Annotated in this window: 12 protein-coding genes; 3 read left to right on the top strand and 9 right to left on the bottom strand. The window is 63.7% G+C overall.

Going from position 1 to position 17,245, the window contains the following annotated elements; translation table 11 throughout:
- The first annotated feature begins 940 nt into the window (after nt 1–940).
- Nucleotides 941–1,363 carry a plasmid mobilization protein gene (locus A5788_RS01020; RefSeq protein WP_064869718.1) on the top strand — a complete coding sequence of 141 codons (423 nt, stop codon included), beginning with the start codon at nt 941–943 and terminating at the stop codon, nt 1,361–1,363.
- A gap of 26 nt (nt 1,364–1,389) precedes the next feature.
- The gene (locus A5788_RS01015) at nt 1,390–3,420 is read left to right on the top strand and encodes a relaxase/mobilization nuclease domain-containing protein (protein ID WP_064869716.1); all 2,031 of its coding nucleotides are present in this window, start codon (nt 1,390–1,392) and stop codon (nt 3,418–3,420) included.
- 182 nt (nt 3,421–3,602) lie between these two features.
- Here the strand turns inward: A5788_RS01015 and A5788_RS01010 are convergent, their stop codons facing one another.
- From A5788_RS01010 to A5788_RS01000, 3 genes are all read right to left on the bottom strand, one after another.
- Nucleotides 3,603–5,159, bottom strand: coding sequence for an ATP-dependent nuclease (locus tag A5788_RS01010; protein ID WP_064869714.1), 1,557 nt, complete (start codon nt 5,157–5,159; stop codon nt 3,603–3,605).
- Nucleotides 5,160–5,371: 212 nt separating this feature from the next.
- Nucleotides 5,372–6,031, bottom strand: a complete 660-nt coding sequence (locus A5788_RS23755) for a hypothetical protein (protein ID WP_156525415.1) — start codon at nt 6,029–6,031, stop codon at nt 5,372–5,374.
- 442 nt (nt 6,032–6,473) lie between these two features.
- Entirely contained in the window at nt 6,474–7,646 is a 1,173-nt protein-coding gene (locus A5788_RS01000) for a tyrosine-type recombinase/integrase (RefSeq protein ID WP_064869706.1), read from the bottom strand.
- Between the two features lie 368 nt (nt 7,647–8,014).
- Here A5788_RS01000 and A5788_RS00995 point away from each other — a divergent pair, with 368 nt between their 5' ends.
- Nucleotides 8,015–8,800, top strand: a complete 786-nt coding sequence (locus tag A5788_RS00995) for a hypothetical protein (RefSeq protein WP_064869704.1) — start codon at nt 8,015–8,017, stop codon at nt 8,798–8,800.
- On the opposite strand, the gene A5788_RS00990 is transcribed toward A5788_RS00995, so the two are convergent.
- The 6 genes from A5788_RS00990 to A5788_RS00965 form a co-directional block, all read right to left on the bottom strand.
- The gene (locus A5788_RS00990) at nt 8,743–10,269 is read right to left on the bottom strand and encodes an amidase (RefSeq protein ID WP_064869702.1); all 1,527 of its coding nucleotides are present in this window, start codon (nt 10,267–10,269) and stop codon (nt 8,743–8,745) included. The two genes, A5788_RS00995 and A5788_RS00990, sit on opposite strands and share 58 nt — an antisense overlap.
- Nucleotides 10,266–11,549: a M20 family metallo-hydrolase gene (locus A5788_RS00985; RefSeq protein ID WP_064869700.1), complete on the bottom strand. Its 1,284-nt coding sequence runs from the start codon at nt 11,547–11,549 to the stop codon at nt 10,266–10,268. Before A5788_RS00985 ends, A5788_RS00990 begins: the two co-directional genes overlap by 4 nt.
- Before the next feature lie 49 nt (nt 11,550–11,598).
- Nucleotides 11,599–12,966, bottom strand: a complete 1,368-nt coding sequence (locus A5788_RS00980; protein WP_231894174.1) for an MFS transporter — start codon at nt 12,964–12,966, stop codon at nt 11,599–11,601.
- Nucleotides 12,967–13,233: 267 nt separating this feature from the next.
- Entirely contained in the window at nt 13,234–14,148 is a 915-nt protein-coding gene (locus A5788_RS00975) for a LysR family transcriptional regulator (RefSeq protein WP_064869698.1), read from the bottom strand.
- Nucleotides 14,149–14,263: 115 nt separating this feature from the next.
- Entirely contained in the window at nt 14,264–15,643 is a 1,380-nt protein-coding gene (locus tag A5788_RS00970; RefSeq protein ID WP_064869696.1) for an aspartate aminotransferase family protein, read from the bottom strand.
- 32 nt (nt 15,644–15,675) lie between these two features.
- Complete coding sequence (locus A5788_RS00965; protein WP_064869694.1) at nt 15,676–17,169, bottom strand: CoA-acylating methylmalonate-semialdehyde dehydrogenase; 1,494 nt, start codon at nt 17,167–17,169, stop codon at nt 15,676–15,678.
- Nucleotides 17,170–17,245 lie beyond the last annotated feature (76 nt).

Genomic DNA, 17,245 nt, shown 5'->3' with positions numbered 1-17,245 from the left:
CTATCGCGGCTCTGTGACGCACGCGGAGGTGCAGCTCAGAGACTATGTTGCATCTGTTCGAATATGCGGCGGTTCGGCGTGCACCCTTTCCGTGACGGAAACTCACGCAGCCAACGAGTGTTCTTTCACCGCTACCTCAACGCCGCTGGATGGGACATCGACTGGAGGCAACTCAACGCCGCTACTGTTCACGCAGCGCGTCACGTCGCCATGGCCACCGTCGACTCCAGCTATCTCGCGGCAGCGCTGGCCCATGGCATAAAACGTCTTGGTGAGAGCCCGGCCGGCTCCTTGGCTGCGACGCAGGGTGACCGCGACGAACATCTCTCCCTGGACGTGTTCCGGGAGATGCTTGCCCATAGGCGTGCTGGCAAGTCAGCCGCGACGTTCACCCCGGCATCACGCGAGATCGGCGCACATCGGACCGCGCACATCGCTGCACGCGGTACGCAACGTCGCGCAACCAGTAGCGCCGGCCGACAACCCGACTCATCAAATTCGCGGGAACACAATCCGAGACGCCGTCCCTCGTCCGACCGGGAGCGCTAACGCGTCCGCCGCAGGGCTCCTACCTGCGCGAGAATCCGGTGTCATCGAGCCACACCTCGATCCTCGGCAACGACGACCCGAGTTGCTTCACGGCGGCGTAGCCGAATGCTGTCAACACCGCCCGAAGAGTGATCCCTGTAGCGTCGTCGCCGCGGCCGAGGCGGTGATGCACAACGGCCGAACACCGCGCTCTTCCATGCGCACGTATGCGTACTCGTGGGGCGATTCGCGGAGAGCAAGCTGTGACTTAGGTGCCCTAAGTCGTTGTCCACCTGAACTTTTGGCGTTACGGTGGCGGTCAAGTGAGTGTCCCCGGTCGGGGTCGCTGCGCTCGGCCAAAGAACATCAGAGGCTCTCGCCTCACTGCACGTATCCCGAAATGGAGACAGCGATGGATGAGCAATTCTCGTCGACTCATGCATCTCGTCGTCGACGTCGAAACAATGTTGAGGGTGCGCGGCAGCGTCGGATTGTCGTGAAGGTAACCGCCGACGAAGAGGACGCGCTCCGCGCACGAGCCGACCGAGCTGGGGTCAGCGTTCAGCGACTGATGGTGGCGCGTGCGCTACGACCGGATGCGCCGTCGACTGTTGCCGACCATACGGAGAAAGTGCGGTTGTGGTCGGAAGCGACGGAGGTTCGCAATCTGCTGGGAGCGCTGAGCGTCAACATGAATCAGATCGCGCGCCATGCGAATACCGAACGCGAGGTGCCCGTGGACTTCGCCGCTGCCGTCGCCGCGACACGAGACGCCAGCCACCGAGTGCGCGACGCGTTCGGCAACATCTTCAACGTGAAGTTCCCCAGCGCGTGATCCCCGCCGTCTCTTATGGCTCACGGATGACCGGCCTGGTTCGATACCTCGCCGGCCCCGGACGGCGCAATGAACACATCAAACAACGAGCGGTTGCGGCGTCGAGCGTAGAGGTGTTCGCGGCGGCGGGCGCGGGCACGATGATGAACATCGAGATTGCCGATCGTCTTGCGGGCACGCTCGACGAAGCACGCCTCGTGTTCGGCGTCGAAGTGACTCGGGTTGACCGCGGTGCCAAGCAAGCAGCGATCAATCGCGGCGAGGATTGGCAGAGCGCCGTGGCCGTCGCGACCCGAAACGAAAACGTCTGGCACTGTTCGCTGTCCGTGCAGCCCGCCGAACTCGACGCGCTGGGAGTTACAGAACTCGACGACGCGACCTGGAGCGCGATCGCCCATGACTTCATGGAAGGGATGGGGTTCGAGGCCCAGGCGAATTGCGCGGGTGCGCGCTGGGTAGCGATCCATCACGGCAAAAGCTCCGGCGGAAACGACCACATCCATATCGCGGCGACCCGAGTGCGCGACGACGGCAGCATCGTCGATCTGTGGGCGTCCGATCCACGCAACCCGTCACGGAAAGTGGGTGACCATCGGCGCGCACAACAGGTCTGCCGACGCATCGCAGCCCAACGCGGACTGCGTGTGGTCAGCGACCCCGAGCGAGGCGAGAGCTCGCGCCGTGGAGTCAGCTACCGGCAAGAGGCCGCTGCCGAAAAGGCGGGACTGGCTGAGGTACCGCACGATGTCTTGCGTCGCCAAGTGTGGGCAATAGCCGTCGCCGCCGAAAGCGAGGCAGAGTTTGTGCGCACTGTGCGGGAGTCGGGAATGCTGATCAATCCGCGCTGGCGTGGTAACGAAGTCGGGGGATACTCCGTGGGCTTTCCGGCGAGTCGTTACGCCAATCGGGATGGTCAGCCAGTCATGCATGCCGCGAAGAAGATGCTTGGCGACGACTACACGTTGCGCCGGCTCCGGGAACGCTGGGCCAACGACGAGGGCGCCCGCCGAGACGCTGTTGACGCGTGGCGGACGGCCGAGCGGGACATGCCGCTGTGGCGCGGCCGAGTCGATGCTCGGGGCGATCATGTGTCGGCGTCGCGAGCTGCCGCGGAAGCAGACACTGCGGTGGACGCTGAGACGCGTAGGCGAGTGCAGCGACGCGAGCACGGTCGTCGGTTGGGAGACCTGTTGCGTCCGGCCGCTGCAAATGCCACTTCGGAGGCGGATTTCGCGCGTGCGCTTCGCGCTCGTTCTGATGTTGTTGTGCGACTTCGCTACGAGCGCGACAGCACCCGAGTGTCTGGGTACCTGGTTGCGTTTCGCCCGGAGCAGGGGGACAAACCGGTGTGGTGCGCAGCCAGCTACGTCGGCGGCTTGAATCTCACCGAACTGCGGGCGCGGTGGGATGACAATGCGCAAGCGCGGACCGAGGCGCGTGTCGAATGGGAGCGTTGCCGTGGAGGACGACGCTCCCGCCCCCAAGAAGCCATCGTGCAGTCGCGAGAGCGAGTGCGCAGTGCCGCCGATGCCGCGACTCGTTGGCAGCAGAAGGTGGCGGGTCTGCCGGATCCGCGTTCTGCTGGGTGGCGCCGTGCAGCAGGTGACACCGCCGCGGCGTGCGCTGCGGCCGCGGGGTCGATGACTGGCGCACGCCAGCGGAGCGTCAACAATCTGGCTGACGCGCTGAATGCGTCCGTTACTCAGCGGCGTCCGGCGAGAGAGCCCGGGACGGCGGCTGGTGGAGCGGGCAAGCGTGTTGCTGCATTGATGTTGCGCACCAACCGTGACGACGCTACTGCTATGTGGATGGCCGTGATGAGGCAGATCACGATGACGGCCTCGGCGATCGCTGACGCGATGGTGGCGCGCGCCGAGGCGGTCTCTGCAAAACGGGTCCGAGCGGCGATGGACGACGTAGCTCTCCATTTTCCAGCTGTGACCGGAATGGAAGCGGACCCCGAGATCCCTGTGCAGGTGCGGCAGCTGAACCACGGAGCGAGACCGAGCCATCTGCATCGGTCATCGACGGCCGCGCGAGCCGGGTACTCGCGCTGAATGCGTCGTACTTGCGAAGTCTGACGTGCGCCCCGAACGTTCCGACCCGCGGAGTTAAGGCATCGGTTGCCGTCCATCCACCCGTGAAGGCGACAACATCCCTCGGTTTGTCGTAAGTTCGTCGCCAGTCGCGGAATGCGGAATGCGGAATGCGTAGAACTGCACGGATGCTGACAGTGGAATTACGCTTTGATATCGAAGAGCTCGCGGCAGGGGTCCCAGACGGCGGCGACCTTCTGGGGAAACGTGTTTGCCCACGTGCTGAGGAAGGCACGTTGGACCAGCGACTCCGAAAGGAAGTCGAGGTCTTCTCCGATCTGCGCGAAAATGATGTGAATGTCGCGGTTCGTGCGCCGTCGCTCCTCAATGGAAGCGCGCACCCTCGACTGCATCGGAGTATCGAGCTGCAAAGCGATCGTCAGCTTACCCAGCAGGTTGCCGATGATGTCGAGGTTGTCGTGGATATCTTCAAACACTGCAGTCTCGGGGTGCCCATCGCCGGGGCCATAGGTTATGTCTGCGCGGCCGGTCTCCGGCGTTTCATCGGTGTCTGCGGGGTCCGTGATCTGTCGCTCAGCAAACCCGGCCTCGTCCCGCTTGTCTCCGTCCAACAGGGCGACTGCGCGGAAGCGGCGCAACGGGTTCTCATTATGGAAGCGAGTGTGATCTCTGGCGGGGGAGGCACCACCCAAACTGTGAATCTCAATGCCCGCGAACTCGAAATCGTTTGCCTGGCAGTAAGCCCGGAGTGTTACCTCGGCGAACATCGCTGCGAAGGCGTCCTCGGTAAAAACGGCCAGCTGTGCTTCCACTTGGCCGGTTAGCGTACGAAGTGCCGCGACGTCTAGCTTCCCTTGGGTGACCCTGCCGCGGTACGCGGACCACACTGCCTCGGTCGGCAGCGGCGCGAGAGCGTCATTCGAGTGCGTGGTGAAGATGACCTGGCAGGACTTCCGACGAGCGACATCGATCAGATACTCGACGAGGCGGCGGGTCGCCACGGGGTGAAGACCATTCTCTATCTCCTCGATCAGAAGCAAAGAGTCGTCGGGGGCCTCTTCGATACGGGAAACGATACGGATAATGCTCGCCTCACCCGCGCCGAAATGGAACTCGCTGTAGCTGTCTTCGTCGGCAGTGGCACCGCGCACGGCGTAGATCGAGTTCTTGCCCTCGACGTCGGCATCGACTTGCAGATAGTTTGCGGCGGCCTTGCCAAGAATGTTCTCAACTGCATCGACCACGTCCTGGGAGAAAGCAACCTCACGCGCACCCTCGAAGTCGCCCTTGATGAACCGGTACGTGTCCTTGCGTTCACTCGCAGGGAGCGTGCGGCCGATCCCAGATATCACGACGACACGATTAACGGCATCGCGGTTCCACTTCGCCTGCAGGTAGCTCGCTGTTCGGTTGATCGACGGTGAGCCTTGGCGCGTCTTGTCGATGAGTTCGTACTCAATCTTCCAGCCGCGCATCGACCCGTCGTAGGTGCCGCTCTTGGCGAAGAACCTGCGTGGCGGAACGGAGTCGTAGATCAATCCGGCCGCGCCGAGGATGGTAGTCTTACCTGCCCCATTGGGGCCGATGAGGGCTGTAACGGGAAAGTCAAATCGAACCTCGACGTCGGTGAATCCCCGTAGCTTCACCAGGCGCATACCCGTCAGGTACTTCGTATAGTTGCGCTTCCGCACGCGCTCCGACAGGCTGCGGATTGTGCTGTCGCGAATCTCTGACTTCAAAAAGCTATCTCCCTAACCTCGGGTGGTCGCCGCTGACCATACCGCTAGGTCGGCCCGAGGCACATAGACACACCCTTGTCGGCGTCGGAAATTGCAGCACGCGTGAAATTACTAAACGTTTGCGTCCGACGTCGGCTGATATCGGTGGCCGGGCTGTAGTGCGCTGGCCGCGATTCCCCTGGTCCGTCACGCAGGCGGTCCCTTGCAGTCGCCTACCGACTGCGACGCTTTTTGGACGAAGTTGAGGGGAGTGGTTGTCGTAGCACCTGTTTCGCGGCAGTCGTGTGGTCAATCCCGCTGGTCATGTCGAGATGGATCGCTGCTTTGTAGTTCCATGTGCCGCCGCGGCCGACGTCGGAGGCGACGTAGTCGACCATCTCAGCCAAGCTCAGTTCACGGGCCATCACGATGTCCCCACCCAGGTCGATGATGATCAGAACGTAGAAGTCCACGAACGGAAAGAAGCTGGCACTGGGGCCTGCGCCGCGCGTATCCATAAGCTGGTTGTGAGCGTCCCAGCGGCGATCGAGTTGGCGTACTTTGACTTCGCCGAGCCGTTCGGGATTGTTGCGCCATGCTTGGTAGCGATTCTGATCTCGCACCGGTAGATCAGCGACGTAAGACGCATATGGAGTGCGGTCAGGGCCAGGGGCTAGTAGGCCGATGGGGTCGGCAGGTCGTTCAAATCCAACCTGCGCGCCGGAGAGATCGCGGCCAGTGCCGGTCACGCGGCTCGTGCCCGTGATCGCCGCGGCGACACGTTCCCCGACTTCGCCAAAAATGCTTCCACCGCCGACGGCACTGATGAGTTCGGCGTGCGTATGCGCTACGTCGTAGAGGGAGCTGAATTGGGGGCTAGAGGAGGATGTCATGCAGTAGACGGTAGGGCGACGAAGCATCCGTGACAACTCTAACCCGACAGGTTCAATCTGCTCAATTCGACCAGTGGAGCTATGTGTCTCAGCGTATCTATAGTCGCGCAACGTATTTCGTAACCAGTGGTAGAACCAAATAGCAACCCAATCTGATGGACGCTGGCGACGAACGTCCCCAGCCGCCGACCGGCGCACCGTGATCGGATGCTGTGTATGGCGAGATGTGACGACCTTTTGCGGTGCTGCGAAGCGATCGGGTGGAGGAATGGAACGCAGGCGGAGATCAACGCTTCGTCGGTACCGCGTCCGTGTCGAACTCAGAAGCGCCGGCGTGACCGGTACGAAGCTGGTTGGGAAACCTGAAGCTGGCGTGTTCTCACCAGCCGTCAAGTGAGAGCGGTATGTGGATTGCGGCTGACGATCTCGGCGGTCCTGTGGATCAACTCTTCCCGACCGCGCAGTCAGAATTCTGCTGCATCCAGTCTCTGGACATCTGCTGACTGATCTCACGCTGCCGGCCCGCCACGGGGTGTTGATAGATCATAGCCATCGCGGGGTCAGCGTGACCGAGGCGTTGCTGCACTTCGAAAGCGGACGCCCCGGCCTGAGCGGCAAGAACAGCCCCAGTATGCCGCAGTGCGTGGACATTCATCTCGGCCTTCGCCGGCGGAAGCGCAGCTTTGAACGCCTTGGTGAAGGTTGCGCGCGGTAAGTGGTCTCCGCGAAAGTTGCTGACTACGAGCGTGTTCGGCTCTTTGCCAATGGTCTGCAGATGCTCTCGGATCTCGATGGCTACATGCGGCGGCACGCACACATCCCGAGTGCCCGCGTCTGACTTGCTGCCCTGCTTGACGACGGGTACGCCGTCAACCAGCGGCGCCGAGCGTCGCACGTGAATCACCATGCCGTCTGGGCCGTCGTCGATGTCTTTCACTCGTAGCTCGGACACTTCGGCGTACCGTAGCGCGCACCAGGCCATGATCGGGAGCGCGATCGCATAGTAGCTGGGCAACTTGGCTGCTGTTGTGCTGATTTCCGCCGGAGTGAGCAGAATGATCTGGCGCCGGTTGGGGCGTTTCCCGTAGCGCTTGAACCGCGGGCCGTCGGCCGGACTGCTTGTGATGATCTCGCGTTCGACGGCCTCTTTCAGGAGGGACTTCAGTAGGTTCCATGCGTGCGCTCGGCTCGCCTCATACTCGACGCCGAGACCGCGCCACCACTCCTGGAGGTCGTCGGCCGTGATGTCACGGACCACGAGGTCTCCGAGGCCAGGCTCAATGCGCGTCTCCCACAAGCGCTTGTAGTTGGACCTGGTCGTCGGCTCAAGTCGGCGGCCAGCGAGTGCGTCTTCTGCGAACTCCCGCAATCGAATTGACGAACGAGCCGCCGCCTTGGCGCGTTCAGTCGGCGGCGTCCAGGTGCCCTGGTCGATCAGTTGCCGCTCCTTGTGGAGCCACGCTTCTGCGGCCATCCGCGTATCGAACGTCTTCGGCGCGTTGAACCTCGTCAGGGTGCCGTCGTGGATGTGCATGTACGAGGCCGCGAAGCGGCAACTCGCTGAACGGGGCGCGCGGACGTAACCCCAACCGCGTCGTCGGCGCTTACTCGGCAAGGCTGGTCCTCCGCATCGTCACTCGTGCTTCACGGTGCGCGCTTGTGCGCACTCATGTCGATATCGTGGTTGATATGGATGGTAGCGCGTGGATGCTTGCACTGGTCAGCGCTCGCGGCTAGAGTCGCTCTCACCGGGCATTATGTACGCATTCTCGCCTGGTGACACAAGTGAATGGGTCCTCACGTGCAACCAGGTTCGAGTCCTGGTGGGGGAGCACTATCTTGCCCGACCCGCACGCCGGGAAAGGGCAGCCGCCACGGGAGTGCCCGCAGTCCCGCCAGAATCCCGCGGACGGTTCAGAACCAGTCACGACCGGCCTGATCGGACACTCCGTCCCGCGACACCTTGCCCGTAGAGTCGGACATATGCCCCGCAAAGACGCTTCGTCTCAGCTGACCGCGCCGCTGGCGTGGACCGTGCTCATTCTGTCGGTCGCCCAAGCCGTGGCCGTGCTCATTCCGCTCGCCCTGTTCGGTGGAGAGCCCAACGACGACGGCGTTGACCTGTTGATCAGTCCCGCCGGCTATGCCTTCGCGATCTGGGCCGTCATCTACGTGTTGTCGGCCGTGACCGGCTACATCTTTGTCCGAGGACTCGACTCAGGAACGCAATATGGTAAGCGGCTCGCCGTCGATCTCGCCATTGCCTGTGGTGCGGCGGCGCTGTGGCTGATCGTGTCGGCAGCCTCGATCGACTGGCTGCCGTCGATCCTGCTCACCGTCATGGCCATCGCATTGCTCGACGCTGCGCGCATCGCGGCACTTCCAGTCGAGAATCCCTCCTCGACAACCACTCTCGTCCGCATCACGATCGGCATCTACGCGGGGTGGGCAACCGCCGCCGTGTTCGTCAACTGGGCATCAGACATCGCGCGCAGCGGTGCGGCCGACGAGTCGTCGGCCGGTTGGCAACTGGTCGTCCTGATCGTCGCCGCACTCGTCGCTGTCACCGTCACCTACCTCTACGGCAGCGCGCTTCTAGCGCTTCCCATCACCCTTGCGTGGGCGCTGCTGGCCATCGCTGTGAACGCCTGGTCGGATTCGACGCCGATCGCGGTTACCGCCGTCGTGGGCATTGTCGCTGTGGCACTGGCCTATTGGGCGTCGACGCGGCGGGCTTCCGTCTCAGAGGGTGCGCTGTCGCGAACCTGAGCCTCCCGCCACGACGGAACTCCCAGGGCATCTTCGACGGCTCTGCCCAACCGGAACGGCATGGCTTCGTCGAGTGGCTTGCCTACCAACTGAACCCCGATCGGCACGCCGTCGGTTGCGATACCTGCGGGGACCGCTAGTACCGGGCAGCGGTTCGCGACGTTGAACGGACTTGTCAGATGCGCCTGCCAATAGTGTTGCAGGTGAACGGGAGTCGCGTCGGGGCCGACGACCTCGATGCCGTCGAGATAGTTGCCATCCGCGGCAAGGGACGTCACAGCAGAGACCGGGCACAACAGCGCGTCGACGTCGGCCATCGCGGAGGCGAGTTGCGCCTGCAACCGCGCGTCGGCGGCTACCGAGTCGAGGTGTGAGAGTCGTTGCGCGGCAGCCTCGGCGTCGCGCATGAACTGCTCGGTGTAGGCGGCGACGGGCGGTCCGCCCGCCGTTTCGGCGCGCATCGCGGGAGCGAGTAGGTGGCCGAAGTGGGCGAAGATGGTCTCTCTGATCTCGTCGCTACGCCACGGCAGCGTCACGTCGACGACCTCTGCGCCTCGTTGCCGCAGCGCTTCTGCCGCGCGGAGTGTCGCGGAAGCGACGTCGGGGTGAATATCGAAGTCGCCCAACGTGATGCTGATGCCGACACGTACCCCATCAAGAGAGGTATGCGCATCCAGTGTGCCGGCAAGCTGCCCGCTTCCGCCCCAACTGAAGTGATCGCTGTGATGGTGGCCGGACATGACATCGGCCAGCAGGGCGGTGTCGTCGACGGTGCGCGCCATCGGGCCGTCGCCACGATAGGTGTCGGCGCTCAGGGGCGGCGCCCCAGGGATGCGCCCGTACGGTGCCTTATAGCCGACGGTTCCGGTGAAACCTGCTGGGATTCGGGTTGATCCGGCGATATCGCTTGCTGTGGCTAGAGTGGCCATGCCTGCCGCAAGTGCGGCACCGGCGCCACCCGACGAACCGCCGGGGGAAGTCGCAAGGTTGTAGGGGTTACGAGTGACGCCCCACATCGGAGAATGTGTGACGGTCGCGCAACTGAATTCGGGAGATGTAGTCCGCGCGTGGATGATTCCACCGGCTGCACGAATACGCGCGACGATCGGGTGATCGGCGTCGGCGATACGACCGCGGTGCGCTGCAAGACCTTGCTCGAGAGTGCGTCCGGCCAGCGCGTGCTTCTCCTTGGTGGCGACAGGAATCCCGAACAACGGTGGCAGTCGATCGCCACGACGACGCGCTACATGGAGCCGCTCCGTCGCAGTAGCCGCTTGACTGGTTGCCTCGTCGTCGAGAACCTCGGTGAAAGCGTTGATGCCAGTTGCGCGGTCTCCGTTGACATCACGAATGCGCGCCAGCGTCGACGCCATCACCTCGCTCGGTGTGAAGTCGCCGCTGAGATAACCGACGCGCATCTGTGCTGCCGAGAGATCGCAGAGACTTGTCGTCGACACCGCGGTGCTCATGCGTGCGCTCCTGCCATTCCTGCTGCAACGCCGTCGAGTGCGCCTTCGGTGAGGCGGCGGACGACGCCCGTAAGTGCCTCGACACCAGCCAACATGTCTGCGTCAGTGGTGAATTCGCGCTCGCAGTGGGAGACGCCGTCGACCGACGGGACAAACATCATGACCGTGGGAACGATGCGGTTCATGGCCACCGAATCATGTCCCGCCATGGTCCGGAGGCGTCGAACGCTCAGTCCGGCGTCGGCAGCGACCTTCTCGGCGAGTTCGAGGCCGGCCTCGGGGTAGTACTGGATCTCACGGACATCGACGTCGTTGACCTCGATGCGAACGTCGTATCGCTCTGCCACCGTGGCGATGTCACGAAGCAGACTGTCGCGCGCGGCGAGTACGTCGGCTTTGCGTTCCGCACGCAGATCGGCGACCAACGTCACGAGTCGAGGCACGACGATAGGCGAGTTGGGCTCAAGGGTGAGTTGACCGACGGACGAGACGAGCGACTCGGGCTCGGCCACACTCGTCACCTTGTGGACGAGCAGAACCACCTCACTTGCGGCAACCAGTGCATCCCTGCGATCAGCCATCGCGGTGGCGCCGGTGTGCGACTGTTCTCCGACGACCCGAATGTCGAGTTTCTGCGTGTGCCAACTGAAGTCGACGGCGCCGAGGCCGATCTGCTCACGTTCGAGAATGCGGCCCTGCTCGATGTGGATCTCGGCATAGGCGACGGCCTCCGGGCGGGGATCGTCGCCTAGCGCCCCGATGTTTCCCATCGCCTCGCGGACAGTGGTTCCGGCGAGGTCGGTGACCGCCAGCATCTCCTCCTGGTCCATCAGTCCGGCGAAGACCGAACTACCCATGATCGACGGGGCAAACCGGCCGCCCTCCTCGTTGAACCAGTCGACCACGGCGACGTTGTACCGGGGCTGTGCGCCGCCCGCCGTCACCTCCCGCTGTAGACGCTCGGCGGCATGCAGCGCAGCGATGACACCGTAGGCACCGTCGAAGCGCCCACCGAGTGGTTGAGAATCGAGGTGCGATCCGACGAGCACGTACGGAGCACCGGGTGCGAACTCGATGAGAGCGAAGAGATTTCCGATCCCGTCGCGACGCACGTCCCAACCGCGCTGCTCGGCGAATTCGGTGAACCAAGCGCGAACGTGCTTGTCCTCCAGAGTTCCGGCTTGACGTTCGACGCCGCCACCGTCAGTGGCCCCGATGGTCGCGACGTGATGAAAGTCGACGAGGAAGGACTCGTTGGTACTCGAATCATTGGTACTCATCTGTGAAAACTCCTGTAACTGCGTGGAAAGCGTTGCTGGCGCGGCGGTTCTACAGTGCCGCGTGCCGGGTCTCCGGGACGCGCGTTGCGATGATCACTGCCAGGACGACGGCGGCCGCGATGGCCATGTACACGCCGGGCGCGGCGTCGAATCCGGTTGACCCCACGAGCCATGTGCCGACGAACGGCGCGGTCCCGCCGAAGAGGGCATATCCGGTGTTGTAACTGATTGCCGCGCTGGTGAATCGGGTGCGGGTGGTGAATGCCTCGACGAAGAAGGTGTAGCAACCTCCGCCGTAGATCGTGAGCGGGATGACGAACAGCATCTGTCCAGCGATCGCCATCGCCAGGGAGCCGCTGGTCACCATGGCGAAACACGGCACCGCCAGGATGGCGATCGAGATGGTGCCCGCGATGAGCATCGGCCGACGGCCGAACCTGTCGCCGAGCATGCCGGTGAGCGGGAGCATCAGTGTGTAGAGCGACATCGCGGCGGCGTTGGCGATCAGCGATTGCTGCTGGGAGAGTCCTCCGGTCGTCTTCACATAGGTGACGAAGTAGCTGGACAGGAAGTAGAAGCCCATCGCGGTCAGACCCATCACGAACACAACCTGAACCATGCGAAGTCCGTTCTCGCGGAATGCTTCACGGATCGGCGACGACTCGCGGTGCTCAACGTTCGACAGTGTCTCCTTGAACGCATCGGACTCTTCTGTGCGAAGACGAATCCACAACCCGAAGACTGCCAGCGGCGCGGCCAGCAGGAACGGGATGCGCCATCCCCAGGACTCGAACGCGTCGGAACCCATGGCGGCGGTGAGTCCGAGGATCAATGCGCCGCCGAAGACGGACGGCAGTGCTGTTGCGGCGATCGTCGTATTCAGCCACTTTCCGCGATGCGCGGTCGGGGCGTGCTCATAGGTGAAGGTCGGTGCGCCGACCGACTCGCCGCCGGCCGAGAACCCCTGGAGCAGTCGACACAGCACGAGCAGAATCGGTGCGGCGACACCTATCTGCTCGTACGTGGGCAGCAACCCGATGAGCGCCGTCGCGCCACCGATGGTGAGCAACGTGACGAACAGGACGTTCTTGCGCCCCACGCGGTCGCCGAGAGCGCCGAAGAACAGACCGCCGAGCGGCCGGATCACAAACGCCGCCGTGAACGTGGCGAACGTCGCGAGTAGACCGGTGAGATCGTTCGACGACGGGAAGAAGTGATGGGCGAGAACAACTGCCGACAACCCGTACAGGGTGAAGTCGTAGAACTCGATGAACTGACCGATCGCACCACCCGCAAGAACGCGTCGCTGCAGCGGGGTTGCGGGTTGAGATTTGCCGTTGACGTCCATCTCCGCTGTCGCGGCTGATGAATGTGCCGGAGCCTCGGTGTTCGTCGAGGGCGTCTGGGTGGAATTCATATCGGTCACGCTAGGGACGCACCATTGCCGAACGTTGGCACTCGTGTTGCAAGACGAGCACGTGGTGTGTTTCTGATGTGCGACGGACCTCGCGCACAGGTCCGAGCAGGTAACACAGTGGTCATCGGTATTGCCTTCCTCTGCGCCTCGATCGGCGATCTGCCAAGCGAATCGGGTTCGCTCGAGGGTGCTGCACCATAGAGTGCGTGACCCGGATCACGTAACTCAAGCGAATCTTTTCGTTTGCTGCCATCGACAAAATCGATGTCAAAGGTCGACGCCATAGAGCTGCCGGCACACGGCGGCGAACGCCTGGGCACGTCGTGTCGGGGTGCCAAGTGACGGGAACAGCAGAACGACCTTGATCGGCGGCAGGTCTTCGACGATCCGCAGTGGAACCACTGAACCGCCGGAGTATGTGAGGTCGTGGTGCAGACGCTGGTTCAGAATCGAATAACCGTGTCCCCGTGACACAAACGACCGCACGGTCTCGTAACCGCTGGCTCGGTGCCGCACGCGTGGGGTGAGCCCGAGCTGCCGGAAGAGCGCGAGGAAGTAGTCGCGCGAGTGGGGAACGTCGTAGAGCACAAACGGGTCGGCTTCGAGGTCGCGCAGTGACACCTCGCCGAACGGGTTGGCAGCTCCTGGATGATCGGCAGCGACAATGACATGTGGGGCAACGGTTTCCACCACCTGCGACTCGGCGTCGACTGCGACACCGAGGTCGTACATGAGGGCTACCTCGCAGCGTCCCTGCGCCAGTGCGAGCCTCAGGCCCTCCTGGTCGGCCTCGAAGAATCGCACATGGACTTTGGGGTAGGCGCGCTCGAACGCCTGCAGAATCACCGGTGCGCGAAAGGGTGCAAGCGGTGCGAATATCCCGACAGTCATCTCACCCTCTAGTTCGGCGTCTTCGTCTCGAACGGCGGCGAGGAGCGTCCCTGCGTCTTCGAGGAATCCGAGCGCACGAGACCTGAGTCGACGCCCCGCAGGCGTCAGCTCCAGGCCGCGACGAGCGAGCCGGAGGAAAAGGGGTTGCCCCACTTCGTGTTCGAGTTGTGCGATCGCCGCGGACACCGTCGATTGCGTGACGGACAGCGACTGCGCGGCCGCCGTCATGCTGCCGGCCTCGGCGACAGCCATGAAGTACCGCAACTGCGTCAGGGTGAAGTCATTCGACACCGCTGGCTCCTAATGTTGTGGCCCGCACCGGCTCGATAACGCGACACAACCCGGTGCCGACGGCGTGTGCCGGAACCGGGTTGTGTCGCGCTCGTGCGAGCGCAGAGGGAGCCTCTCACAACGCCGCGTCGGCGACCTCCAGCGCGGCGTCGAGGATGGCAAGTCCTTCGCGGGCCTCGTCGTCGGAGATGGTGCACGGCGGGCAGACGTGGATGCGGTTGAAGTTCGCGAACGGCAGCATGCCGCGCGATTTGCATTCCGCGATCACCTTGTTCATCGCATCGCTGCTCGCGCCGTAGGGGGCGAGTGGTTCGCGAGTTTCTGAGTCCTTGACCAATTCGACGGCCCAGAAGACACCCGCGCCGCGAACCTCGCCGACGCTGGGATGCCGCTGTGCGATCCGCTCGAGTTCGGGGCCGATCACCTCGGCGCCGATTCGTTCGGCGTTCTCGACCATTTTCTCGTCGGCCATCGCGTTTATTGTCGCGACAGCGGCCGCGGTGGCGAGCGGGTGACCCGAGTAGGTCAGGCCGCCGGGGTACGGGGTCTCGGCGAAAGTTGCTGCGATATGCGGACTTATCGCGACGCCACCGAGCGGGACGTAGCCCGAGTTGACGCCCTTGGCGAAGGTCAGCAGGTCGGGGACGATGGGGCCCTGCTCGTCGTCGCCGTGCTCGATTGCGAACCACTTGCCCGAGCGTCCGAATCCGGCCATCACCTCGTCGGCGATGAAGACGATGCCGTAGCGGTCGCAGATCTCCCGCACGCCGCGCAGGTAGCCGGGCGGCGGAATCATGATGCCCGCGGTGCCGGGGATGGTCTCCAGGATGATCGCCGCGATCTGAGACGGACCTTCCATGCGGATGGTCTCTTCCAGGTGGTCGAGAGCGCGTTCACACTCCTGTTCCTGCGTTGTCGCATGGAACCGCGAGCGGTACAGGAACGGTCCGAAGAAGTGCACGACGCCTGCGTCGCCGTAGTCGTTGGGCCAGCGTCGTGGATCGCCCGTCAGGTTCACTGCGGTGTCGGTGCCGCCGTGATAAGAGCGGTAGCGCGACAACACTTTTCGACGACCCGTGTGCAAGCGGGCCATGCGAACCGCGTGCTCGTTGGCGTCGGCACCGCCGTTGGTGAAGAAGACCTGATTCAACTCACCGGGAGTGCGCTCGGCGATGAGCCGTGCGGCCTCTGAGCGCGCATCGTTGACGTGTGCAGGCGCGACGGTGCACAACTTGGCGGCCTGCTCCGCGATCGCGGCGACGACCTTGGGGTGCTGGTGGCCGATGTTGGTGTTGACCATCTGCGACGAGAAGTCGAGAAGGCGATTACCTTCGCCGTCCCACACGTAGCACCCGTCGGTGGCGGTGATCGTCATTGGGTTGAGCTTCGCCTGCGCCGACCACGAGTGGAAGACGTGCTTGCGGTCGAGTTCGTAGGCACGCTTCGCCGCGTCGAGATAGATGGCGGGCGTCGTGCGTTCAGACTGAATGGTCATATGCGGCAATCCGTTTCGGTACTCGGTGAAGCTCAGGCGTTCTGGGGGAATCCGAGGTTGATTCCGCCGTGGCTGGGGTCGAGCCAGCGGGTGGTGATGGCTTTGGTGCGTGTGAAGAAGTGTATTCCCTCGGTGCCGTGGGCGTGGCTGTCGCCGAAGAGGGAGGCCTTCCAGCCGCCGAAGCTGTAGTAGGCCATGGGGACGGGAATGGGGACGTTGATACCGACCATGCCGACCTCGACTTCGTTGCCGAAGCGTCGGGCTGCGCCGCCGTCGTTGGTGAAGATCGCGGTGCCGTTGCCGTAGGGGTTGTTGTTGATCAGGTCGAGCGCTTCGTCGTAGGTGTCGACGCGAACGACCGACAGGACCGGTCCGAAGATTTCGTCGCTGTAGATGCTCATGTCGGGAGTGACGTTGTCGAAAAGCGTTGGGCCGAGCCAGAAGCCGTCCGCGCCACCGTCAGCCTCGACCGTGCGGCCGTCGAGAACGACGGTGGCACCGGCCTTTTCGCCAGCGTCGACGTAACCGGCGACCTTGTCGCGGTGAGCCTTGGTGACCAGGGGCCCCATGTCGGCGTTGGTGGTGCCGTCGCCGGTGACGATGGTGGTGGCGCGTTCGGTGATCTTGGCGACGAGGTCGTCGGCGATGTCTCCGACGGCGACGGCGACGCTGATGGCCATGCAGCGTTCGCCTGCGGAGCCGAAGCCTGCGTTGACCATGGCGTCAGCGGCGAGGTCGAGATCGGCGTCGGGCAGGATGATGGCGTGGTTCTTGGCGCCGCCGAGAGCCTGGACGCGCTTACCGTTCGCGGTTCCGGTGGCGTAGACGTACTGCGCGATGGGGGTGGAGCCGACGAAGCTGACGGCCTTGATGCTCTTGTTGGTCAGCAACTCGTCGACGGCGGTCTTGTCGCCCTGCAGGACATTGAACACGCCGTCGGGCAGGCCTGCTTCCTTCCAGAGTTCGGCGAGCCAGATCGATGCGCTGGGGTCTTTTTCCGACGGCTTGACGACGACGGTGTTGCCCGCGGCGATGGCGATGGGGAAGAACCACATGGGGACCATGGCGGGGAAGTTGAACGGGCTGATGATGGCGACGGGCCCGAGTGGCTGGTGTACGGAGTGGATGTCGACGTTGGTCGAGGCGTTCTCGGTGTAGCCGCCCTTGAGCAGATGCGGTATGCCGCAGGCGAATTCGACGACTTCCTGGCCGCGGCTGATCTCCCCGAGCGCGTCGGAGAGCACCTTGCCGTGTTCGGCGGTGATGATGGCTGCCAGCTCTTCCTTGCGTTCGTTGAGAAGTTCGCGGAAGCGGAACAGCACCGCGGTGCGCTTGGCCAGTGACGTGTCGCGCCATTCGGGGAATGCGTCGGCGGCCGCGGCGATGACCGTGCGCGCATCCTCGACCGACGCCAGGGCCACATTCGCGGTCACGACGCCGGTTGCCGGGTTGGTCACCGGCGCCGTCGCCGACGAATCCCCGGCGAACGCCTTGCCGTCACACCAGTGCTGCACGATCGCTGTCATCAGAACTCCTCCACGAGAACGGAATTTGGCACGCGACTCCACAGTGGGCAGAGTCGTCGCGCGAGTACCTCCCAGT

Source organism: Gordonia sp. 852002-50816_SCH5313054-c, assembly GCF_001665925.1.
Lineage (GTDB): Bacteria > Actinomycetota > Actinomycetes > Mycobacteriales > Mycobacteriaceae > Gordonia > Gordonia jacobaea.
Note: the sequence above shows the minus strand (reverse complement) of the source record. Positions and strands in the feature narration are given on the sequence as shown.